This is a genomic window from Mesorhizobium sp. BR1-1-2, assembly GCF_020165435.1.
Taxonomy (GTDB): domain Bacteria; phylum Pseudomonadota; class Alphaproteobacteria; order Rhizobiales; family Rhizobiaceae; genus Mesorhizobium.
This window is the reverse complement of record NZ_JAIUID010000003.1, coordinates 513460-533764: the sequence shown is the minus strand read 5'-3', so window position 1 is coordinate 533764 and position 20305 is coordinate 513460. Positions and strand designations below refer to the sequence as shown.

The 20305-nt window shown below is 63.1% G+C and carries 23 protein-coding genes and 1 tRNA gene; 8 read left to right on the top strand and 16 right to left on the bottom strand.

Going from position 1 to position 20305, the window contains the following annotated elements; all coding sequences use genetic code 11:
• Positions 1 to 3: 3 nt before the first annotated feature.
• A complete protein-coding gene (locus tag LB551_RS09055; protein WP_224626586.1) occupies positions 4 to 1188 on the bottom strand; it encodes an HlyD family secretion protein in 1185 nt (394 codons plus the stop codon).
• 128 nt (positions 1189 to 1316) lie between these two features.
• On the opposite strand from LB551_RS09055, the gene LB551_RS09050 reads away from it, so the two are divergent.
• A complete protein-coding gene (locus tag LB551_RS09050) occupies positions 1317 to 2051 on the top strand; it encodes a TetR/AcrR family transcriptional regulator (RefSeq protein ID WP_140551644.1) in 735 nt (244 codons plus the stop codon).
• Between the two features lie 17 nt (positions 2052 to 2068).
• Here the strand turns inward: LB551_RS09050 and yihA are convergent, their stop codons facing one another.
• From yihA to LB551_RS09035, 3 genes are all read right to left on the bottom strand, one after another.
• On the bottom strand, positions 2069 to 2728 hold the full coding sequence (gene yihA / locus LB551_RS09045) for a ribosome biogenesis GTP-binding protein YihA/YsxC (RefSeq protein ID WP_140551645.1): 660 nt from the start codon (positions 2726 to 2728) through the stop codon (positions 2069 to 2071).
• The gene (locus tag LB551_RS09040) at positions 2725 to 3363 is read right to left on the bottom strand and encodes a CatB-related O-acetyltransferase (RefSeq protein ID WP_224626589.1); all 639 of its coding nucleotides are present in this window, start codon (positions 3361 to 3363) and stop codon (positions 2725 to 2727) included. Before LB551_RS09040 ends, yihA begins: the two co-directional genes overlap by 4 nt.
• 123 nt (positions 3364 to 3486) lie before the next feature.
• Entirely contained in the window at positions 3487 to 3801 is a 315-nt protein-coding gene (locus LB551_RS09035; RefSeq protein WP_224626592.1) for a hypothetical protein, read from the bottom strand.
• A gap of 175 nt (positions 3802 to 3976) precedes the next feature.
• Between LB551_RS09035 and LB551_RS09030 the strand changes: the two genes are divergently transcribed.
• The 3 genes from LB551_RS09030 to LB551_RS09020 are packed head-to-tail and all read left to right on the top strand — an operon-like array spanning position 3977 to position 7258.
• Complete coding sequence (locus LB551_RS09030) at positions 3977 to 4441, top strand: MarR family winged helix-turn-helix transcriptional regulator (RefSeq protein WP_224626594.1); 465 nt, start codon at positions 3977 to 3979, stop codon at positions 4439 to 4441.
• Positions 4434 to 5723: an HlyD family secretion protein gene (locus LB551_RS09025; RefSeq protein WP_224626597.1), complete on the top strand. Its 1290-nt coding sequence runs from the start codon at positions 4434 to 4436 to the stop codon at positions 5721 to 5723. The genes LB551_RS09030 and LB551_RS09025 overlap by 8 nt, the downstream gene beginning before the upstream one ends.
• A complete protein-coding gene (locus LB551_RS09020; RefSeq protein WP_140551650.1) occupies positions 5720 to 7258 on the top strand; it encodes a DHA2 family efflux MFS transporter permease subunit in 1539 nt (512 codons plus the stop codon). Before LB551_RS09025 ends, LB551_RS09020 begins: the two co-directional genes overlap by 4 nt.
• A 302-nt stretch (positions 7259 to 7560) precedes the next feature.
• On the opposite strand, the gene yidC is transcribed toward LB551_RS09020, so the two are convergent.
• Genes yidC through rpmH form a run of 3 tightly spaced genes read right to left on the bottom strand, consistent with a single transcriptional unit; the run spans position 7561 to position 9898 of the window.
• The gene (gene yidC / locus LB551_RS09015; protein WP_224626600.1) at positions 7561 to 9381 is read right to left on the bottom strand and encodes a membrane protein insertase YidC; all 1821 of its coding nucleotides are present in this window, start codon (positions 9379 to 9381) and stop codon (positions 7561 to 7563) included.
• Between the two features lie 14 nt (positions 9382 to 9395).
• Entirely contained in the window at positions 9396 to 9749 is a 354-nt protein-coding gene (rnpA, locus tag LB551_RS09010) for a ribonuclease P protein component (RefSeq protein ID WP_224626602.1), read from the bottom strand.
• A 14-nt stretch (positions 9750 to 9763) separates the two neighbouring features.
• Entirely contained in the window at positions 9764 to 9898 is a 135-nt protein-coding gene (gene rpmH, locus LB551_RS09005; RefSeq protein WP_008833937.1) for a 50S ribosomal protein L34, read from the bottom strand.
• A gap of 291 nt (positions 9899 to 10189) precedes the next feature.
• On the opposite strand from rpmH, the gene LB551_RS09000 reads away from it, so the two are divergent.
• Both LB551_RS09000 and LB551_RS08995 read left to right on the top strand, forming a co-directional pair.
• Entirely contained in the window at positions 10190 to 11677 is a 1488-nt protein-coding gene (locus LB551_RS09000) for an ATP-binding protein (RefSeq protein WP_140551653.1), read from the top strand.
• Positions 11678 to 11903: 226 nt separating this feature from the next.
• Positions 11904 to 11980, top strand: a tRNA-Arg gene (locus LB551_RS08995).
• 207 nt (positions 11981 to 12187) lie between these two features.
• Here the strand turns inward: LB551_RS08995 and LB551_RS08990 are convergent.
• From LB551_RS08990 to LB551_RS08955, 8 genes are all read right to left on the bottom strand, one after another.
• On the bottom strand, positions 12188 to 12841 hold the full coding sequence (locus LB551_RS08990) for a hypothetical protein (protein WP_224658948.1): 654 nt from the start codon (positions 12839 to 12841) through the stop codon (positions 12188 to 12190).
• A 142-nt stretch (positions 12842 to 12983) separates the two neighbouring features.
• Positions 12984 to 13358 carry an avidin/streptavidin family protein gene (locus tag LB551_RS08985; RefSeq protein ID WP_224658947.1) on the bottom strand — a complete coding sequence of 125 codons (375 nt, stop codon included), beginning with the start codon at positions 13356 to 13358 and terminating at the stop codon, positions 12984 to 12986.
• A gap of 279 nt (positions 13359 to 13637) precedes the next feature.
• Positions 13638 to 14228 (bottom strand): DUF308 domain-containing protein, encoded by a 591-nt coding sequence (locus tag LB551_RS08980; protein ID WP_224658945.1) that lies wholly within the window; start codon positions 14226 to 14228, stop codon positions 13638 to 13640.
• A gap of 283 nt (positions 14229 to 14511) precedes the next feature.
• The gene (locus LB551_RS08975; protein ID WP_224658944.1) at positions 14512 to 15144 is read right to left on the bottom strand and encodes a hypothetical protein; all 633 of its coding nucleotides are present in this window, start codon (positions 15142 to 15144) and stop codon (positions 14512 to 14514) included.
• A gap of 96 nt (positions 15145 to 15240) precedes the next feature.
• A complete protein-coding gene (locus tag LB551_RS08970; protein ID WP_224658942.1) occupies positions 15241 to 15822 on the bottom strand; it encodes a TetR/AcrR family transcriptional regulator in 582 nt (193 codons plus the stop codon).
• Positions 15823 to 15983: 161 nt separating this feature from the next.
• Positions 15984 to 17090 carry an ACR3 family arsenite efflux transporter gene (gene arsB, locus LB551_RS08965; protein ID WP_263495736.1) on the bottom strand — a complete coding sequence of 369 codons (1107 nt, stop codon included), beginning with the start codon at positions 17088 to 17090 and terminating at the stop codon, positions 15984 to 15986.
• A gap of 14 nt (positions 17091 to 17104) precedes the next feature.
• Entirely contained in the window at positions 17105 to 17611 is a 507-nt protein-coding gene (locus tag LB551_RS08960; protein WP_224658941.1) for an arsenate reductase ArsC, read from the bottom strand.
• Between the two features lie 16 nt (positions 17612 to 17627).
• Entirely contained in the window at positions 17628 to 17960 is a 333-nt protein-coding gene (locus tag LB551_RS08955; RefSeq protein WP_224658940.1) for an ArsR/SmtB family transcription factor, read from the bottom strand.
• A 279-nt stretch (positions 17961 to 18239) separates the two neighbouring features.
• Between LB551_RS08955 and LB551_RS08950 the strand changes: the two genes are divergently transcribed.
• The gene (locus LB551_RS08950; RefSeq protein WP_224658938.1) at positions 18240 to 19217 is read left to right on the top strand and encodes an alpha/beta fold hydrolase; all 978 of its coding nucleotides are present in this window, start codon (positions 18240 to 18242) and stop codon (positions 19215 to 19217) included.
• A 27-nt stretch (positions 19218 to 19244) separates the two neighbouring features.
• Positions 19245 to 19676, top strand: coding sequence for a nuclear transport factor 2 family protein (locus LB551_RS08945; RefSeq protein ID WP_224626611.1), 432 nt, complete (start codon positions 19245 to 19247; stop codon positions 19674 to 19676).
• Positions 19677 to 19696: 20 nt separating this feature from the next.
• Here LB551_RS08945 and LB551_RS08940 read toward each other — a convergent pair whose 3' ends face one another.
• Entirely contained in the window at positions 19697 to 20254 is a 558-nt protein-coding gene (locus LB551_RS08940) for a TMEM175 family protein (RefSeq protein WP_263495735.1), read from the bottom strand.
• Between the last annotated feature and the right edge of the window lie 51 nt (positions 20255 to 20305).

Sequence of the window (20305 nt, the reverse complement as noted above, 5' to 3'; positions counted from 1 at the left end):
CGCTCAGTTGGTCGCGGCCGGCGCGGTGCGGCTGTCGACGGCGACAACGACGCTCAAGCCGGCGCGCAGCCTGCCGCTCTTCAGGGCATCGGCCGGCACGTCGATGCGGACCGGGACGCGCTGCACCACCTTGGTGAAGTTGCCGGTGGCGTTTTCCGGCGGCAGCAGCGAGAACACCGCACCCGAGGCCGGCGCCAGCGAGGAGACAGTGCCCTCGATGGGCTCGCCGTCGATGGCATCGACCGAGATCCTGACCTTTTCGCCGGGCACCAGCCGGGCAAGCTGGGTCTCCTTGAAGTTGGCGACGACATAAAGTTTGTTCATCGGCACGATGACGGCGAGCTTCTGGCCGGGGCTGACGAGGTCGCCCTGCTCGACGGAACGGTTGCCGACGACGCCGTCATAGGGCGCCTTGAGCACAGTGAAGGAAAGGTCCCGCGCGGCCTTGTCGCGGCTGAGCTGCAAGGATGCCAGCGTGCTTGCCGATTCAGCACGCTGCGCCTCCAGCACGCCGATATTGGCCTGTGCCGCGGCGATCTGCGCGTCGGCGCCGACGAGAGCGGCGTTGGCCTGGTCGAGCGCCGTCTGGGCGTCGTCGAGTTGCGCCTGGGTGCCGACATGGGTCTTGAGCAGTTGCGCGGCGCGCTGCTGGGCGCGCGCGGCATTGGCGGCCGCGGCCTGGTCGGCGGTCTTGGCGGCCTGCGCCTGCTGCAAGGAGGCCTGCGCCGCCTTGGTCTGCGCATCGATGCGATCGAGCGTCCTGGCTAGCGTGGCGATCTGCGCCTCGGCCTGGGCGACCGCTATTTTGTAGTCGCCGTCATCGACCGTCAGCAGCGGATCGCCGGCCTTGACCTGCTGGTTCTCACTGACCTTGACCTGATCGACATAGCCGGAGATCTTGGGCGAAATGAAAGCCATGTCGGCCTGGACATAGGCGTCGTCGGTCGAAATCATGAAACGGCCGGTGGTCCAGTAATCGTAGCCGTACCAGGCGCCGGCGCCGAGCAAGGCGACGCCGATGATCGGCAGCAGCAAAGAGCGCACGGAACGCTTCTTCTTCGGCGGAGTTTCCGCCAGAGGTGGCGCGGCGACTGGCTGGACGGGAACTTCCGGTGCTTCCGTCGCCGGAGCAACCTTGGCGTTGGGGAAAGGACGGACTTCGGCGGTGGACGGCGCGTTCGAGGACATGACATCTCTCTCATGTTATAATACTGAACCGTTCGGTTCGATCCGGGCGTTGACATAGCGCCTAAAGAGGACCATATCAAGAGGCAATCGAACCGCTTGGTTCGAATTATTTTCGAGGTGTGACTTTAATGGCCGACACAACGCCCGAAGTCGAAAACGACAATTGCGGCGACCTGCTGGACAGCTTGCGCCGCGGCCGCCCGGCAGCCGGACAGGATCCGGTCAAGCGCAGCCAGATCATCGATGGCGCCCGCCGGGTCTTTATCGACAAGGGCTTCGAGGCGGCCTCGATGAACGACATCACGCGGGAAGCCGGCGTGTCGAAAGGCACGATCTATGTCTACTTCGCGAACAAGGAAGAGCTGTTCGAGGCGCTGATCGAGGAAGAGCGCGGCACTATCTTCAAGAACATGTATGACGTGCTCGACCGTGCCGACGACCTGCGCGAGACGCTGGTGAAATTCGGCAAGGTCCTGTCCATGAAGATCACCTCGGCCAAGGTCATCCAGGCCCAGCGCACGGTGATCGGCGCCTCCGACAGGATACCCGACATGGGCGCGCGGTTTTACGAACGCGGTCCCAAACGCGGCCACGACAAGGTCGTGACCTTCCTCAATGCCGCCATCGACCGTGGCCTGCTCAAGATCGACGATGTCGACCTTGCCGCCTATCAGTTCACCGAACTGTGCCTGGCCGGTCTTTTCCGGCAGTGCATCTTCGCCTATCGCGCCAAGGCTCCGAACCAGGACGAAATCGACCATATCGTCAGGTCGGGCGTCGACATGTTCCTGAAGGCCTATGGCACCGAAATGCTTGCCGCGGAGGAAAGCCACAAGATGATCGCCCTGGAGGCGAAGGCTTAACCCGGCTTTTTGTGCCGCTAACCGCCATTGGCCGCGAGCACGATCGCGGCACGCAGCTCCTCCAGGCCCTCGGCCTTTTCCGATGACGTCGCCAGCACGAAAGGAAACGCCGCCGGTCGCTTCTTGATCTTGGCAAGCGTCTCCTCAATCAGCCGCGGCACGCCGGCAGCCTTGATCTTGTCGGTCTTGGTCAGCACGATCTGGTACGAAACCGCCGCCTTGTCGAGCAGCGACAGCACCTCGTCGTCCTTGGCCTTGATGCCGTGGCGGGCGTCGATCAGCACATAGACCCGCTTCAGCGTGACGCGGCCCTTGAGATAGTCGAAGACCAGCTTCGTCCAATCGTCTACCTTTTCCTTGGGCGCGGTGGCATAGCCGTAGCCCGGCATGTCGACCAGCGCCATTGGCGGCAGGTCGGCGCCCTCCCCCGAAAATCCGTCCGGCACGAAATAATTGAGTTCCTGCGTGCGCCCCGGCGTGTTGGAGGTGCGCGCCAGGCCCTTCTGGTTGACCAGAGCATTGATCAGCGACGACTTGCCGACGTTGGAACGGCCGGCAAAGGCGATTTCCGGCGGCCCTTCCGGCGGCAGGAACTTCATGGCCGGCACACCGCGGATGAAGATCCATCCGCGGGTAAACAGGTCGGTGCCGATCGTGGTGCTGTATTGAGCGTTCAAGCTGCTATCTCCAGAAGAGAAATATCGGCGCCCCTGATGGCATCGAGGTTGCGGCTGATCTTGTCCACCGGCCAATCCCACCATGCCACCGCCAGCAGCCGCCGGATCGTCCTGTCGTCGAAACGCATCTTGACGACTTTGGCCGCGTTGCCGGCGACGATGGCATAGGGCCGCACGTCGTGCGTGACCACGGACTTCGCCGCGACAATGGCGCCATGTCCGATTTGCACCCCCGGCAGGATCACCGCCTCCATGCCGATCCAGACGTCGTTGCCGACCACCGTGTCGCCGCGCACCTCCTTCGACCATGTGACGGGGTCGAAACCCTTTTCCCAGCCATGGCCGAAAATGTTGAACGGATAGGTCGAAAAACCGGACATGGCGTGGTTGGCGCCGTTCATGATGAAGCGGGCACCTTCGGCGATGGCGCAGAACTTGCCGATGATCAGCCTGTCGCCGATGAAGGAATAGTGGTGCAGCACGCATTTCTCGGCGAATTTGTCCGGCCCTTCCGGATCGTCATAATAGGTGAAGTCGCCGATCTCGATGTTGGGCGCGCTCACCAGCGCCTTGAGGAAGCCGACGCGCGTGTGCATCGGGATCGGGTGCTTGATGTCGGGATTGGGTCCGGTCATGTCGAGGTCCGTCAAGGATTGGCCGATGCGGCGACGTTGAGCTTCGCATGCGCCCGGTCAAAATAGCGTGATCCGCCTATAGCACCAAACGGCGGGTGCGCGAGCCTTCTCGAACTGCCGGGCTCAATTGCTGCCGCGGCAGATCACGATCGGATTGGACAGCGCGCTGTCGAAGCCGCTGCCCTGGTAGATAGTGACGTTCGAAGCTCGCGGCGGCAGCGCGAAACTGCCTTCCACGATCTTCTGGTCGCCGGCCGGCGTGTGCAGAGCCCAGCTATAGGTGCAGAACTGGGGCGGCGCCTCGGCCTCGACATGGCTGCAATTGAGCTGCGCTCCGCCCAGCATGGCAGCGCCGCCGCAGCTGACCGCCTCCTTTGCAGTCGCCGCGCCCGGATACCCCAAGAGAGCCGTGACCGCCGCGACCCTGATCCAATTCATCGTCGAAATCCTTGCAGGCGAATCAAAATCGCAGGCAGCCTTTTCATGCCGTGGCCCATGCGATTTTTCCAAGCCGGGGCTTACTCGGTCTTGCGCAAAGCGTCCAGCAGGATTATGTGCATGATGATAATAAGCATGCTCATGAAAAGTTGCTCGCCGACCCCGATCTCCTCCCATGCCCTCCTCGCCCAATATCAGCTTCGTGCTGCACGATGTCGCGCGCCTGCTCAGAAAACGGTTCGAGCAGCGTTCGCGGACGTCAGGACTAACCCGGGCCCAGTGGCAGGTCCTGGCTCTTCTTTCGCTGCATGAAGGCATTCACCAGAACAAACTCGCCGACCTCATCGAGATCGTGCCGATCACGCTTGCCCGGCTCCTCGACAAGATGGAGGCGCGCGGCTTCATCGAACGCAGGCCCAATCCCTCCGACCGCAGGGCCTGGCTGCTTTATCTGACCCCGCAGGCCCGCCCGCTGATCGAAGTGATGCGCAGCAACGGCCAGAAAACACGCAATGAGGCCTTCGCCGGCCTTCCCCCTGAAACACAGCAGCAACTGCTGCAAACCCTCTGCTTGATCAAATCCAATCTGCTCGTGGCTTGCACCCAGCCAGCCGTCGACCGGGAGAAACTACATGGCTGAACCAACCTCACCCAAGAAACCTGCCGAAGCAGAGCCTTCCGCCAGCCGGACCAAAGACCAGATCATCCGACTGGACAGCGAGCGCGAACACAGGCGGGCCAATACCGTCATCGACAATGACGAGCTGGAAACGCCGGTCGCTCTGGAGCCGGCGGCACTCGAGGCTCCGTCCAGGGAGCGGCCGGCGGCCAATGTCGCCGCGGCACCTGCGACGCTGGCCAAGCCCAGGCGCAGCCTGACGCGGCCGGTCCTGTTTGCCCTGCTCCCCGTGGCGCTGGCGGTCGGCGGCTATTATTACGTCGTCGGCGGCCAGACCATGACGACCGACAATGCCTATATCCAGGCCCAGTCGCTCGGCGTTTCCGCCGACGTCTCCGGCACGGTGCAGGAGATAGACGTCCACGAGAACGAGGTGGTGAAGAAGGGCCAGGTGCTGTTTCGCCTGCGGCCCGCCTCATTCGAAACCGCGCTGACCGCCGCCCAGGCCCAGCTCGGGACCGTGCGCAACCAGGTGCTGACGTTGCAAGCGAGCTATCGGCAGTCGCTGGCGCAGATCGAGCAGGCCGAGGCCGACATCCCCTATTACGAGGCCGCTTTCCAGCGCCAGCAGGATCTGCTCAAGACCTCCACCGCCTCCAAGGCGACGTTCGACAGCGCCCAGCACGACCTCATCGCCGCCCGCCAGAAAGTGTCCGTCGCCAAGGCGCAGGCACAAGCCACACTTGCCCAGCTTGGCGGCGACGCCAACCAGCCGGTCGAGAAGAACCCGTTCTACCTGCAGGCCCGGTCGGCAGTGGACGACGCCCAGCGCAATCTCGCCGATTCCATAGTTAAAGCGCCGTTTGAGGGCATCGTCACCAATGTCGACGCGCTGCAGATCGGCAAGTACCTGCCCGCTTCGCAGCCGGCGTTCAGCCTGGTCTCGGCGACCGATCTGTGGATCGCGGCGGAGCCCAAGGAAACCGAACTGACCTATGTCAGGCCAGGACAGACGGCGACGATCAGTGTCGACACCTATCCTGGCGCCGTCTGGCACGGGACCATCGCCTCGATCAGCCCCGCCTCGTCGTCGAGCTTCTCGCTGCTGCCGGCGCAGAACACCACGGGCAACTGGGTCAAGGTCGTGCAGCGCATCCCGATGCGGGTCACGATCGATGATCCGCAGGGCAAGCCGCCGCTCAGGGGCGGGATGAGCGTGGTTGTCGACGTCGACACCGGTCATGCGCGCGGCCTGCCCGACTTCGTCACCAACCTCATCCACCGGGCCGAGCAGAAATCATGACCGCGGCAGGCGCCACGCCGGTGGTCGCCAATCGCGGCGCCATCACCGCCTGCGTGATCCTGGCGGTCATCATGCAGGCGCTGGACACCACCATCGCCAATGTGGCGCTGCCCTATATCCAGGGGAGCGTTTCGGCGAGCGCCGACCAGATCAATTGGGTGCTCACCTCTTATATCGTCGCGGCTGCCGTGATGACGCCGCCTTCGGGCTACCTTGCCAATCGGTTCGGCCGCAAACGCATCCTCCTGATCTCCATCACCGGCTTCGTGGTTGCCTCGGTGCTTTGCGGCTTCGCGCAGTCGCTGCCGCAGATCGTCGGCTTCCGCCTGCTGCAGGGCCTTTTCGGCGCAGCCCTGGTGCCGCTGTCACAGAGCATCCTGCTCGATATCTATAGTGTGGAAGAGCGCGGCTCGGCCATGGCGCTGTTCGGCGTATCGGTGATGGTCGGGCCGGTGCTCGGGCCGGTCATCGGCGGCTGGCTGACCGAGAACGTCAGCTGGCGCTGGGTGTTCTACATCAACGTACCGATCGGCGCCCTGGCCTTCGCCGGCGTGTCCATGTTCGTCCAGGAGACGAAAACGGACCTCAAGGCGAGGCTGGACTGGCTGGGCTTCGGCATGCTCAGCATCACCATCGCGGCGCTCCAGATGTTCCTCGACCGCGGCGAGCAGCTCAACTGGTTCTCCTCCTCCGAGATCATCGTCGAAGCGTTGATCTGCGCGTCGGCCTTCTACATCTTCCTCGTCCACACCTTCACCGCCCGCAGCAGCTTCGTGAACCCCAGGCTCTTCCTGGACAGGAATTTCGCCGTCGGCATGGTCTTCATCTTCATCATCGGCATCACCTACCTGGCCTCGCTGGCCCTGATGACGCCCTATCTGCAGACGCTGATGGGCTATCCGGTGGTGACGGCCGGCATCGTCATGGGGCCGCGCGGCCTCGGCACCATGGCCTGCATGTTCCTGGTCGGCAGGCTGGTCGGCAAGGTCGATACACGCTGGCTGCTGTTGACCGGCCTGCTGGTCACCGCCTGGGCGATGTACGACATGACCGGCTGGACGCCTGACGTCTCGCAATGGACGATCATCAGCACCGGCTTCATCCAGGGTGCGGGACTCGGCTTCCTGTTCGTGCCGCTGACCACCATCACCTTCGCCACGCTGGCGCCGGAGCGGCGCGCGGAAGGCACCGGCCTCTACAATCTGTCGCGAAACATCGGCTCCAGCGTCGGCATATCCGTCGTCACCGCGCTGCTGACGCAGAACGTGCAGATCAACCACGCCAATATCGCCACCTATGTGACGCCCTTCAACCAGGCGTTCAGCGATCCGGCGATCGCGCAAGCGATGAACCCGTACACGGCCGCCGGCCGCGCCGCGCTCGACGGCGTGGTGACGCTGCAGGCGACCATCATCGGCTACATGAATGATTTCAAGCTGATGATGATCCTGTCGCTGGCCGCCATCCCGCTGGTGCTCCTGCTGCGCAAGCCGGCAACGCCGGCCAAGATCGATCACAGCGCCGTCATGGAATGACCGTTCGAACGCGATCGGGTAACCATTGAGCGCAAGCCGCGGCGGCTCTGCGGAAAAACCGGGGCGCACCACGGCTGGTCTGCCCTGCCGCCATTTCATTGCTCGAATGGACCAGTATCCCGCGAAGCGGCGCGGAACCCGGTTTGCCGGAGGCCTGCCAGACACCAGCGTCGCTGCGCCGAAGCCGTCGCGGTGTTGGGCTTGAGAAAAACTTGGCGATCGATGCCGGCCAAGACCTCTGTCCGAACAAAAAACCCCGGACGAACCGGGGTTTTTTGTTCGGAATCCGGAGCCGGCGCCTTTTATTCCGCCGGCGAGGGTTTCTTGCGGAACAGCGCCAGCAGATTGTCCCACAGTTCGATCTTGGCGCCCTGGCGCTTCATGATCACGCCTTGCTGGAGGATCGACAGCGTGTTGTTCCAGGCCCAGTAGATGACCAGGCCTGCCGGGAAACCAGCCATCATGAAGGTGAAGATAACGGGCATCCAGGTGAAGATCGCGGCCTGCGTCGGGTCCGGCGGCGTCGGGTTCATGCGCATCTGCAGGAACATGGTGACGCCCATGATCAGCGGCCAGACGCCAATCATCAGCATGTGCGGAAGCGTGATCGGAACGAGGCCGAACAGGTTGAAGATCGACGTCGGATCGGGCGCGGCCAGATCCTGGATCCAGCCGAAGAACGGCGCATGGCGCATCTCGATGGTGATGTAGAGCACCTTGTAGAGCGAGAAGAAGACCGGGATCTGCAATGCCACCGGCCAGCAGCCGGCGAGCGGATTGATCTTCTCGGTCTTGTACAGCTCCATCATCGCCTGTTGCTGCTTCATCTTGTCGTCCGCGTATTTCTCGCGGATCTCGAGCATCTTGGGCTGCACCTTCTTCATGTTCGCCATCGACGCGTAGGACTTGTTGGCGAGCGGGAAGAAGATGGCCTTGACGATGACGGTGGTGGCGAGGATCGCCAGGCCGAAATTGCCGAGGAATTTGTAGAGCGTGTCGATGAGCCAGAACATCGGCTTGGTGATGAAGTGGAACCAGCCCCAGTCGATCAGCAGGTCGAACCGCTTGATGTGCCGGTCTTCGGCATAGGCATTGATCTTGGCCACTTCCTTGGCGCCGGCGAAGACCTCGGTCTCGACGGTAGCCGACTGGCCGGCCTCGACATTGATCGGGTCGGTGAGGAAGTCGGACTGGTAGCGGTGGCGGCCGTCCACGAAATAGCCGAAGCGCGGCTGGAACGGCTGCTTCTCGCTCGGGACCACCGTCACCGCCCAGTATTTGTCGGTGATGCCAAGCCAGCCGTCCGTCGCCTTGCCCGGCTTGACTTCCTTGTCCTTCTCGATGGACGCGTATTTGTGTTCCTGCAGGCCTTCCGCACCGGTGAAGCCAATCAGGCCTTCATGCAGCACGTAGGTGCTGGCGACTGCCGGCTTGTCGTAGCGGGTGACGCGGCCGTAATTCGACAGCGTAACCGGGGCCGAACCCGAGTTGCGCACCTCGTCGGAAACGGTGAACATGTAGTCGCTGTCCACAGAGAAGGTGCGCTTGAAGGTCAGCCCCTTGTCATTGGTGTAAGTCAGCGTCACCGGCGTCGACGGGGTCAGCGTCGGATTGCCTTCGACGTTCCACACCGTATCCGCGCCCGGTACCGTGCCCGTCTTGTCGTTGCCGACGAAGCCGATCTCGGCGAAGTAGCCGGTGGGCAGCTCCGAAGGGTTGAGCAGTTCGATCTTGGGCGAATTCTTGTCGACGGTTTCGGTGTAGTGCTTGAGCTTGAGGTCGTCGAGACGGGCGCCGGTCAGGTTGATCGAGCCTTCCAGGCTCGGCGTATCGATCTTGACGCGCTTCGAAGCCGCCAGCACCTGGTCGCGGCTGGCCGCGGTCACGGTGTCGCCGCCGGGCGCGTTGGGGATGGCACCGGGAGCGGTGCCGGCCGGCGCTGGCGTTGCCGCGCCCGGATTGGCTGTCTCTGCCGCCTTCTTCTGCTCTTCCACGCGCTGCTGCTCGACGCGCGCCGCCTCGCGCTGCTGCTCGACGCGCGGGTTCATGTAGAAAACCTGCCACAGGGTCAGGATCAGCACCGACAGCGCGATGGTGATGAAGAAGTTCCGGTTGTTTTCCATCGAGAGCCCTTGGCCTATCGTGTTCCGCGAAGTCGGCGGGAGAGTTCGGCTTTCAACTGGCCGAACGGGGCGCGGAGCGCATCATCGCGCCCGACGATGACATAATCATTGCCAGGCATCATGTCATCGGCCGCATGGGTGCGCACGGCCTCTTTCAGCCGCCGCCTGACGCGGTTGCGCACGACCGCGTTGCCGACCTTCTTGGTGACGGTGTAGCCGACGCGCGGCGCTCCGCCATCGCCGCGGTCGAGGACCTCGATGAGGAAAAACCGCCCGCGACGTTTTTCACCACGGCGGACGGCCAGGAATTCCGCGCGTTTCAGAAGCCGCTTGGGATTTTGTCCCACTGGCTTGCCGGTTGCGGGCAACGATCTTGTCTCGCTCAGGCGCTGAGCCGCTTGCGGCCGCGGTTGCGGCGAGCTGCGACGACGCCGCGACCACCCTTGGTGGCCATGCGGGCACGGAAACCGTGCCGGCGTTTGCGGACGAGTTTGGACGGTTGGTAGGTACGCTTCATTTGTTTTAATACCGCGGGGTGCGGCCCTTCTTGATTCTGTCACTCTGTAACAGGAGCTTTGCCGGGCCGGCTTTGGCGCGATCGAAACCGCGCCGGGACGAATGGCCCGAGCGTGAGCGGGCTTATAGAAAGAAGGGTTTTGGAAGTCAATCCGGTGCCGGGGCCGGTGCCGCCGGGCCCGGGATGAGCACCTTCGGCGGCAATTATATCTCTCCGACCAAGGAGCAAATTGGCAAAAAAGCCGCAATCGCCTAATCTGGGCTGATCAAGCGATTGTGAAGACAGGACCGCATGAGCGAAACCACGCACGCCGAGGAAGGGACAGGACCAGCGCCAGCCGCCGTCCGCAGCGTCCCCTTGTCGCGCGGCCTGTCGACGAAACTGCTGCTGTTGACCATCGTTTTCGTGCTTTTGGCCGAGGTGCTCATCTTCCTGCCCTGGATCGCCAGCTACCGGCTGGCCTGGCTCAAGGAGCGGCTGAGCACCGCCGCGGCCGTATCGATCGTGCTGGTGCAGGGCGAACCGACCTCGCTGTCGCGCACGGCGCAGAACGACGTGCTCATGGCTATCGGCGCCAAGGCGATCGCGGTGCGCGACGGCGGCGTGTCGCGGTTGCTTGTGGTGGCCGACATGCCGCCGCAGGTCGACGAGCACATCGACCTCGCCAGCGTGGGCATGGTCAAGGGCATGACCGGCGCGCTCGACACGCTGTTTTTCGGCGGCAACCGGATGCTGCGCGTCTTCGGGCCGGTCGGCGACAGCGACAAGGAGTTCGAGCTGATCATGCCGGACTACAGCCTGCGCAAGGCCATGCTCATCTATTCGCGCAACGTCGCCTTTGTCTCGCTGCTGATCTCGCTGTTCACTGCGATGCTGGTCTATGCCGCGATCGACCTGATCATGATCGGCCCGATCCGCAACATGACGCGCTCCATGCTGTCCTTCTCGCAGGCCCCCGACGACCCCAGCCGGATCATTCATCCCGCCGCACGCGCCGACGAGATCGGGGTGGCCGAGCGCGAGCTGTCGCAGATGCAGGAGCGGCTGCAGAAGATGCTGACCGAGCAGAAGCACCTGGCCGATCTCGGCCTCGCCGTGTCGAAGATCAACCACGACATGCGCAACATCCTGGCCTCGGCGCAGCTCATTTCAGACCGCCTGCGCCAGGTCAAGGATCCGACCGTGCAGGCCTTCGCACCGAAGCTCCTGCGTGCGCTCGACCGCGCGGTCTCCTACTCGGAAGGCGTGCTTCATTATGGCCGCACGCAGGAGCCGCCGCCTTCGCGCCGGCGCGTGCGGCTGCGCCAGCTGGTCGAGGACGTGCACGGCCTGCTCGACATCGAGGAAGGCATCGAGTTCATCAACGCGGTCGAGAAGGCGTTCGAGGTGGATGCCGATTCCGACCAGCTGTTCCGCGTGCTCACCAATCTGTGCCGCAACGCCGTGCAGGCGATGGCGGCGGACACGGAAAGCGCCGTGGTGCGCCGACTGGCGGTTTCGGCCGAGCGCATGGGCAGCGTCAGCCGCATCGTCGTCACCGACACCGGTCCCGGCCTGCCGCCGAAGGCGCGCGAGAACCTGTTCGCGGCGTTCCGCGGCTCTGCGCGCAGCGGCGGCACCGGGCTTGGCCTGGCGATCGCGCATGAACTGATCCGCGCGCATGGCGGCACGGTGGAGCTGGTCGAATCGATTGGCGGGCGCACCACCTTCGCCGTCACCATTCCCGACCAGCCGGTGCGGCTCGACCAGGCCCGCAACGGGCTGCGCCGCCCGGCCTGAAGGCCCGGGCGCTGTTTCGCCCAGCAGACCGGTCCGACCCGCTTTGACCTGAATGCCGCTTCGAACAATCCGGATTTCCGGCCGGATTCACCGGATGACGCGTCGAAGACAAAACTTTTGCCGGATCGGCTTGCTTTTCGCGAATTCAGTCGCTAGGGAACTGCACACATTCGCGGCCGGTCCTTGAGGATCGGATCGTGGGGTCATGGAAAGCATGACCTGATGCGCGCCCGTAGCTCAGCTGGATAGAGCACCAGACTACGAATCTGGGGGTCAGGAGTTCGAATCTCTTCGGGCGCGCCATTTCGGTACAACACGACGCCGAGTTACTCCTCGCATCTCCCTGACTCTCCGTCTGAGATTGGGGGGCTTAAGGGCGAGCGAATCCGCAGCCTTGCGGAAGCGGAAGCTACCAGCCTCCGCCACTTCGGCCAACGCAGCTGTTTAAGCTCGATCGGCACGCGGCTCACACCTTCGTCTGCTCTGGCCCGAAGCGGCTCCGCAAGTGGGTCATTCCCCGCGCGTGCCTGGGAAAAGAACCGTCAGTCTTTGCTCGGCCGCCGCCCAGGCCCGCAGGTGATAGCGGCGCAGCACGAACACACTTGCAGCGAAGGCGAGCATCCCGGCTGCCACGCCGAGAGCCATTCCCGCGCCGACTGCCGCTGTGGCGGCGATGCCTGTAAAGACACCTGCAATGGCGCTGCTGATCACGCTCACCATGCCGGCCGTCGTCATAAAATACTGCAACGGCGATGGGCTGAGCCCCTTGTCCACGAGCACTGCCGAGCGATCGTCGTGCGTGGAATGAACGAGATAGCTTTGCATGGCGGGCGCGACTTCAACGTAGTAGTGCCGGATCCGTGCCATTCCACGGGCGTGCACCATGTCCTCGACAGCAACCTGCACGGCGCGGACGAAGGTGACCAGGCCGATAAAGAAAACGCAGGGCAGCAAGATCAGGCTGAACAGCACGAACGGCATACCCATTTTCGTGACTTGCGCCACGAATGACAGAGCGATCGCTACGCTTGAGACTGACGTGAGGAACAGATTGGCGCGCTGATTCGCCTCCTGAATCGTGGCTGCGCGGGCGGTCTGCAACACGAAGTGCTCGGTTGTCATGCACTGCAGGACTACCTGCGCGTCGTTGCCTTCTTCCGCCATGCCATTGTCCTCCGGTCGGCTCGACCACAACGCTGCCGAAATCGCTCAAAATCGGCAAGCCGCCTTCAGTCGCGCATATCCCACGCGGGCCTGGCGGCTTTCCATAGCCGCCCATGGAGCCACGCCGGCCCGAGGGGCTGGGTCATTCCACGCGCTCGAACACATCCAGGCTGGTCCCGAAGGCGCGCCATGCCCCAACTCTGACTATCCTGGCGGGCGCCCCTTCCGCCGATGCGGTAAGGGTCTGCCCTGCAACGGTATGCCAAAGCGTCTCGAGCTTACTTTCCCGCAGAATGCCGGTGTAGCTCACGGCCGCAGGCCCGGCCTTGCCCTGTCCAACAGCCGTGAAGCCGATTACGTCGCCACAGGCAGCGCCATGGATCGGAAGTTCCTGACCAAAGAAACTGCTGTCTTCCAACGCCGTCCTGAACGTGCCGCGGATGACGCCTTCCGCGTCGTCCTCGATGATGACGGTCGAGCCGTATTGGTTTCGCCAAGTCCCGATCCAATCTGGCATGGTGCACTCCACGAGCGGTTCGGGATCAACGTGCAGGGCCCGCACGTGTTCCGAGGCTGCCTGCGCCGCTCGGCGTCGAGGCAAACCTCTGGGCAACCGTCGCCGGGCCATGTGCGGCTCTGATGCCGCAACAGCGCCAATTCCGGCTCCGTGTCAGCTGACGCCGATGACCGCCATCAGCCCGCCGCCGCCTTTTTCCTCGGCAGCGACGCCGAAGCCGATGCGACGTTCGTCTGGCGTCGGACCACGATGGGATACGCAGTAGACCGACAATGTGGATCATGCCTGAACGCATGCCACTTTCCGGCGCCGCGATTGCGAGACGGTCAGCCAAATGGCTGAGACGAGGAAATAGAAGGCGCCGAAGCCAGCATAGCCTGCGATGTTGGCGATCGAGGGCGGTGCGGACATCTGCGCTTGCGCGATGAAGAATGCTCCGGCGACAGCCGATTGGCCTCCGCTCAAAATCATGGCCCATTGGCCTCCGGCGGTTTTCCAGCGCCGGATTGCGGTTCCAAGCTGCAGCAGGCCGGAGAAGATTGCCCACACGCCGAAAACGCCGAGTACCCAATTCATGTTCATCGCCAGCGCCATGACGACCGCAAGGGCGACCACCGAACTGACTGCAACGTTGAATGCTTGCGTACGATTGGCGGCAAGCCCGCCGTTGCGGGAAGCATCGACATAATTGGCGGCTGCATCCCAGACAGGATAGGCAATGAGCAAGACAGCCGCGATGGACGCCGACTGCCGGCCGACCGTCAAAGCGGTCACGACCCAGACGACGGAAAAGGCCGCACGGGCGAGGTAATACAGCTTGAGCCACTTGTCCTGGTCATTTGAAGTAACTTCACCGCGATCGCGTCTCATTGGATATCCTTCAGGTATGGTTCAATGTGTGTCTGATGATCTCGGCCACCACAGGTGGCCGAGGCGCTTGTCAAAGAGGGCTGTTTCACCCTCGTAGCCTTCATTTATCCGCCACTTTCGCCCGGGAGCCGTCGGCGAATGCGCCGCTTCCGGTCCATGAGAAATGCCGTCGGCATTTCGGACGAGCGGTAGGGCGTTCACTGTCGCGTTCGTCCGCGCCGAACCGCTCTTTCGCCAGCGCCGCCGTGATGGCCGACAGCCTGCGAACGAGCGGCGACCTGGCTCACATGGGCGGGACCACGCCATTTTTGCCGACGACGACCTGATGGCCGATCGTTCCGCTTGCGGCCTTCTCGCCTGCTATGAAGACGACGGCACCCGGAACCAGATCGTCCTTGGTTGCCGGAGCGAGGGTCACGACGGGGGTGCCATCCGGGATCGCGATCTTCTTTTCCTTGCCCTGGTAGGACACGGTCACGGTGCGCCCGTCGACGTCCTTGACGGCATCGGCGACTGTTGCGTTGGTCATGCTGCTGTTGGGCTTCAGATCCCACCCGTAGCTTCCCTCACCTGCGCCTTTCAGCGCGGGCGGGAAGATCAGGACTTCCAGAGCGCCGTCACCGCCCTTGTCCTTCGGCAGCGAGGCAATTCCGACGAAGTCGCCTGGCTTGATATCGGCCACCTTCGCAGTAGCGACGGCGGAGATCTTCCAGCCATCAGCCAGGGCAACGTCAATGGTTTCTCCTTCCCGGGTGCTGACCTTCAGCGTCGAAGCACCGAAGCTCACCACGCTTCCCCTGATGTGGAGTTGCTCGGTCTTCTGGCTTTGAGCCTGAGCGGGCGCCGTGATGGCTAAAGTTGCCGCGGCGCCGGCTACACCGACGACCAGGAGGGCCGGAAGAAGTTTGTGAAACATTTGGAGTTCCTTTACCTACTAGTTGGTAGTTTCGCGCGACGCAATTGATGATACTCTTGTCGGTACGGCTCGTCGCTTGGCCGCCCGGTATTGAAATCATTCCGGCTTCAGCCTTTTCAGGGTCGGGCCGAGAATGATGCCGAACACGGCAGGCGTTCCGTATGCCCGGGCCGACAGCATTGCGCCGTGAACGGTCGCCATGAGCGCCTCTGCCTCCACCGGCGCCGGACCAGAGATTTTCAGGGAGCCTTGTTGTTCGCCGCGCTCGATGACCGACGTCAGCCACGCCGAGAGAAACTGAAAATACGCCCGTACCTCCGAGGCGACCTCGTTCGGAAGCGCTGGAAGTTCGCTTGCCAGCAGCGCACATACGCAGAACGGGATGCTTGCATCCTCGATGCATCTGGCCCAATAGCCCGCGTAGGCCTGAACGAGTTCGAGCGGTTCAGGCACGCTGCGCTCGAGATCGGCCATGCCGGCTTCGGCGTTCTCGCGGTAACGTGACACAAGCGTACGCACCAGATCGACCTTGCTGGGGAAGTGGTGGTGGATGCTGGCTTTGCGTATGCCGACCACGGCCGCGATGTCTGCGTAGCTGAATCCATTATAGCCGCCGGCGATGATCAGCTTTTGTGCCGAGGCCAGAATCTCGTCAGATTTCGTCGAAAAGTTGCTCATATGGCTGTCTACCTTCTAGTAGGCAGCCTGTCAAGCGGGCGGATAACCCGCGCAATTGACGGGAGAGCGTCGAGCTGCAATCCCGAGCTTTCTTGCAAGGCAATCAACCGGGGGCCGCCCCTGCCGGCTGAGGGCCAGCGGCTAATCTTGCAATTTTTCGATCAAGGTCGAGCATTATTGTTTTCGGCAACACGGGACACTGCGCGGCCACCCTCGTACCAGCCTTTGGAGCGGTTCACGATCCAGACCACGGAGAGCATGACCGGCACTTCGATCAGCACGCCGACGACGGTAGCGAGCGCCGCCCCCGACTGGAAGCCGAACAGGCTGATGGCGGCGGCGACCGCCAGTTCGAAGAAGTTCGAGGCGCCGATCAGGGCCGAGGGGCCGGCGACGCAGTGCTGCTCGCCGGAGATGCGGTTGAGCAGGTAAGCGAGCCCCGAATTGAAATAGACCTGGATCAGGATCGGCACGGCCAGCAGCGCGATGATCAGCGGCTGCGCCAGGATTTGCACACCCTGGAATCCGAACAGCAGCACGAGCGTGGCAAGCAAGGCCATGAGCGAGAGCGGCTGAAGCCGTTCCAGAAATCGCTTCAAGGCGGCTTCGCGGCCCGCCGCGAGCAGCCGCCGACGCAGAAGTTGGGCGCCGATGACCGGCACGACGATGTAAAGCGCGACGGAGAGGACGAGCGTATTCCAAGGCACGGTGATGGCCGAGAGGCCGAGCAGCAAGCCGACGACCGGCGCGAAGGCGAAGATCATGATGGTGTCGTTAAGCGCGACCTGGCTCAGCGTGAAATGCGGTTCGCCTTTCGTGAGGTTCGACCACACGAAGACCATCGCTGTGCAGGGCGCGGCCGCCAAGATGATAAGGCCGGCGATATAGCTGTCGATCTGCTCGGCCGGCAGATAAGGCCGAAAGAGATACCCTATGAACAGCCAGCCGAGCGCCGCCATCGAGAACGGCTTCACCGCCCAGTTGACGAACAGTGTCACGCCGATTCCGCGCCAATGCTCCTTCACATGGCCGAGCGCGGCGAAGTCGATCTTGACCAGCATCGGCACGATCATCAGCCAGATCAGTGCCGCGACCGGCAGGTTGACCTTGGCGATCTCGGCCTCGCCGACGGCGCGGAAGACACCTGGCATGAGATGGCCAAGCGCGATGCCGGCGACGATGCACAGCGCCACCCACACGGTTAGGTATTTCTCGACGAAGCCGATACCGGATCGGGCCTCGCCCGCGTTCAAAGCATGATCGGTCATGATGCTTTCCTTGCTCAGCCGGCTCTGGGAAGATTGCGGCCGATTTCATTCAGCCGCTTCTGCAAGGCGAGCTTGTCTACCATGTTGATCGGCAGGCTGACGAAGATCGAGATCCGGTTGTTCAGCATGCGATAGGCTTCGGCGAAGGCCAGGTGCTTTTCGGCATCGGTGCCTTCCACGTCAGCCGGATCAGGCACGCCCCAATGCGCGGTCATCGGCTGCCCCGGCCAGACCGGGCACGATTCGTTGGCGGCGTTGTCACAGACCGTAAACACGAAATCCATTTGCGGTGCGCCGGGAACCGCGAACTCTTCCCAGTCCTTCGAACGAGCAAAAGAGGTGTCGTAGTTGAGGTTCTCCAGAAGCTGCAACGTAAAGGGGTGAACCGCTCCCTTCGGATGGGATCCGGCCGAATAGGCCTGGAACCTGCCAGCACCGACAAGATTGAGTATCGCCTCGGCGATGATCGACCTTGCCGAATTTCCGGTGCAGAGGAAAAGAACGTTGTATGGCTCGCTCATGGCGAGCGCCCTCCCTCTAGCATTTGCAGGTCACCGCCTGGATCACCGGCTGACAGAGTTCCGGCGCGCCGTTGCAGCAGTCTTCCATGAGGTAGGCGAGCAGGTCGCGGAAGCCGGTCATGTCGGCGACGTAGCGGATTGTGCGGCCGTCGCGCTCGGCGCGGACGAGGCCGGCATGGTCAAGAACCTTGAGGTGCGCCGACATCGTGTTCTGCACGGTGCCGAGGCGGGAAGCGATCTCGCCGGCGGGGGTCCCCTCGGCGCCCGCCTGGACAAGCAGGCGAAAGACCTCGAGCCTTGTATCCTGGCCAAGTGCCGCCAAAGCGAGGAGGGCTGATTTTTTATCCATGCATCCATAAATCCAGAACTAAGGCTTTGTAGTGCCAACATATGACAGCCGGATGACCATAGGCTGCGCGCTCATCGCGTTTGAAGCTGGGGCAGGAGTTCGGAACCGCAACGCGGGCGCGGACCGAATGTCGGATATTCATCGCCGCGATCACTCCTGAGCCGGCGACAAAAAGATGGGTGACCTCCAGGACAGGCATTCGGGTTGCTCAACGCACTCGTTGCGGCCTTCGCCGCCAGCCGTTAAACAGAGACTGACACACGAACGTGAGAAGCGGCCGTGAGCAAACCGACACAGCGAATGGTCGAGACCAACGGCATCCGCCTCAACGTCGCGGAGCAGGGCGACGGCCCTTTGGTGCTCTTGTGCCACGGCTTTCCCGAATCCTGGTATTCCTGGCGCCATCAGTTGGACGCGCTCGCGGCGGCGGGCTTTCACGCCGTCGCCCCCGACATGCGGGGCTATGGCAGGAGCGATCGGCCGGAGGCGGTCGAAGAGTATACGCTCTTTCATCTGGTCGGCGACATGGTGGGCCTTCTAGATGCCCTCGAAGCGCCCACCGCCATCATCGCCGGCCACGACTGGGGCGCCGTCGTCGCCTGGCACGCGGCGCTGCTTCGCCCCGACCGGTTCCAAGCCGTCATCGGCCTCAGCGTACCGTTCCGGCCGCGCGCCAAAGCGCGCCCGACCAGCCTGATGCCGCGAACGACGGACTCGCAATTCTACCAGCTCTATTTCCAGCAACCCGGCATTGCCGAGGCCGAGCTGGAGCGGGACCCCCGGACCACGGTGCGGGCCATGCTTTACGCAGCATCGGGGGATGCCCCGAACACGAACGCGGGTGGAATCGGCATGGTTCCACATGGCGGAGGCTTCCTGCAAGCCGTCGAAGCGCCGCCGGGCCTGCCGCCCTGGCTCAGCCAGCGCGACCTCGATTTCTATGCCGGCGAGTTCCAGCGCACCGGTTTTGCCGGAGGTCTCAACTGGTACCGCAACATCGACCGGAACTGGGAACTGATGGCGCCCTTTGCCGGCGCGCGGATCAAGGTTCCCGCGCTCTATATAGCGGGCGACCGCGATCTGGTGGTCGCCTTCCCCGGAATGGATCAGCTGCTGGCCAATCTCGGAAATTTCGTCCCGCAACTCCGCGATATGTTGATGCTGCCCGGCTGCGGGCACTGGACCCAGCAGGAACGCCCGGACGAGGTCAACGCCGCGATGATCCATTTCCTCCGGAGCTTGCGGGAACAGCGCTGATCCGAAGACACGACCGGAGCGGAAATCATGGAGATGAGCGTAAAGAGATTTTTTGAACGCTATCAGCAGTTCTTCAAGGCGTCGCTTGGCGGCAGCATGGACATGGATGAGGCCGCGTCGCTCTACACGTCGGAGTTCATAGCCGCCTCGCCTGCCGGCGTCGTGACCGGAAAGAACGACGATCAACTCAAGCAAGTCATGGCTCAGGGCTATGCCCACTACCGGGCAATCGGAACGAAAGAGATGCGGATACGCGACATCCGCATCTCGCCGATCGACGAGCATCATTGCGTTGCCCATGTTGCGTGGACCGCGACCTATGCCCGCAAGGGCCAAGCGGATGTTGGGATCGATTTCGACGTTCACTACCTTGTCCGGAAACTCGACGGGGAGCCGAAGATATTCGGATGGGTGTCGGGCGATGAGCAGGCGCTGCTGAAGAAGCACGGCATCGTCTGAAGTCCGCCGCTCCGTTGCGCTCAGCCGGCACGCGCCCCTGGCGCTTCCGGCCGGAGATAGACGGCCAGGCAGCAGCAACAGATCGCCAGTCCGGCGATCGGGTATCTCAGGGCGACGACCGCCGCCAAGCCGAAAAGGCACAGCGTCACGATCGAGCGGATGCGCATGACCTTGCGCACCTTGGGCGGGACGGCGTCGGTCGGCATCGGGTCGATGAGTTCCCGGATCAGGAGAATGTAGGTCAGGTTCACCAGGAAGAATACGACCGCGTAGAACGCCACCGGCTGCGGGGCCAGCTCGCTGACCGCCATCCAGGCGGTCGCCAGCGGCAGCAGCGACACCGAGAACAGATGCGCGAAATTGTACCACATCAGGCTGGTCGTCGCCGCCGTGGCGTGGCGCAGGAGATGATGGTGGTTCGCCCAGACGATGGCGATGAATAGATAGCTTACGCCGTAGCTCAGCCATGTCGGCCACAAGGCCAGCAGCGCGGTGAAGGTCGGCAATTCCGGTGGGCGCAGGTCAAGCACGAGCACGGTGATGAGGACGGCGAACACGCCATCCGAAAATGCGCTCAATCGCTCGAGCCCGGCCGAAGGCAGCACGCGGGACCGTCCCTCTCGTTCATC

Excerpts from the sequence above, each read along its gene's own strand:
- LB551_RS09055 (WP_224626586.1), bottom strand. The coding sequence starts at position 1,188 with ATGTCCTCGAACGCGCCGTCCACCGCCGAAGTCCGTCCTTTCCCCAAC.
- LB551_RS09050 (WP_140551644.1), top strand. The coding sequence starts at position 1,317 with ATGGCCGACACAACGCCCGAAGTCGAAAACGACAATTGCGGCGACCTG.
- LB551_RS09040 (WP_224626589.1), bottom strand. The coding sequence starts at position 3,363 with ATGACCGGACCCAATCCCGACATCAAGCACCCGATCCCGATGCACACG.
- LB551_RS09035 (WP_224626592.1), bottom strand. The coding sequence starts at position 3,801 with ATGAATTGGATCAGGGTCGCGGCGGTCACGGCTCTCTTGGGGTATCCG.
- LB551_RS09030 (WP_224626594.1), top strand. The coding sequence starts at position 3,977 with ATGCCCTCCTCGCCCAATATCAGCTTCGTGCTGCACGATGTCGCGCGC.
- LB551_RS09025 (WP_224626597.1), top strand. The coding sequence starts at position 4,434 with ATGGCTGAACCAACCTCACCCAAGAAACCTGCCGAAGCAGAGCCTTCC.
- LB551_RS09020 (WP_140551650.1), top strand. The coding sequence starts at position 5,720 with ATGACCGCGGCAGGCGCCACGCCGGTGGTCGCCAATCGCGGCGCCATC.
- yidC (WP_224626600.1), bottom strand. The coding sequence starts at position 9,381 with ATGGAAAACAACCGGAACTTCTTCATCACCATCGCGCTGTCGGTGCTG.
- rpmH (WP_008833937.1), bottom strand. The coding sequence starts at position 9,898 with ATGAAGCGTACCTACCAACCGTCCAAACTCGTCCGCAAACGCCGGCAC.
- LB551_RS09000 (WP_140551653.1), top strand. The coding sequence starts at position 10,190 with ATGAGCGAAACCACGCACGCCGAGGAAGGGACAGGACCAGCGCCAGCC.
- LB551_RS08990 (WP_224658948.1), bottom strand. The coding sequence starts at position 12,841 with ATGGCGGAAGAAGGCAACGACGCGCAGGTAGTCCTGCAGTGCATGACA.
- LB551_RS08985 (WP_224658947.1), bottom strand. The coding sequence starts at position 13,358 with ATGCCAGATTGGATCGGGACTTGGCGAAACCAATACGGCTCGACCGTC.
- LB551_RS08980 (WP_224658945.1), bottom strand. The coding sequence starts at position 14,228 with ATGAGACGCGATCGCGGTGAAGTTACTTCAAATGACCAGGACAAGTGG.
- LB551_RS08975 (WP_224658944.1), bottom strand. The coding sequence starts at position 15,144 with ATGTTTCACAAACTTCTTCCGGCCCTCCTGGTCGTCGGTGTAGCCGGC.
- LB551_RS08970 (WP_224658942.1), bottom strand. The coding sequence starts at position 15,822 with ATGAGCAACTTTTCGACGAAATCTGACGAGATTCTGGCCTCGGCACAA.
- arsB (WP_263495736.1), bottom strand. The coding sequence starts at position 17,090 with ATGACCGATCATGCTTTGAACGCGGGCGAGGCCCGATCCGGTATCGGC.
- LB551_RS08960 (WP_224658941.1), bottom strand. The coding sequence starts at position 17,611 with ATGAGCGAGCCATACAACGTTCTTTTCCTCTGCACCGGAAATTCGGCA.
- LB551_RS08955 (WP_224658940.1), bottom strand. The coding sequence starts at position 17,960 with ATGGATAAAAAATCAGCCCTCCTCGCTTTGGCGGCACTTGGCCAGGAT.
- LB551_RS08945 (WP_224626611.1), top strand. The coding sequence starts at position 19,245 with ATGGAGATGAGCGTAAAGAGATTTTTTGAACGCTATCAGCAGTTCTTC.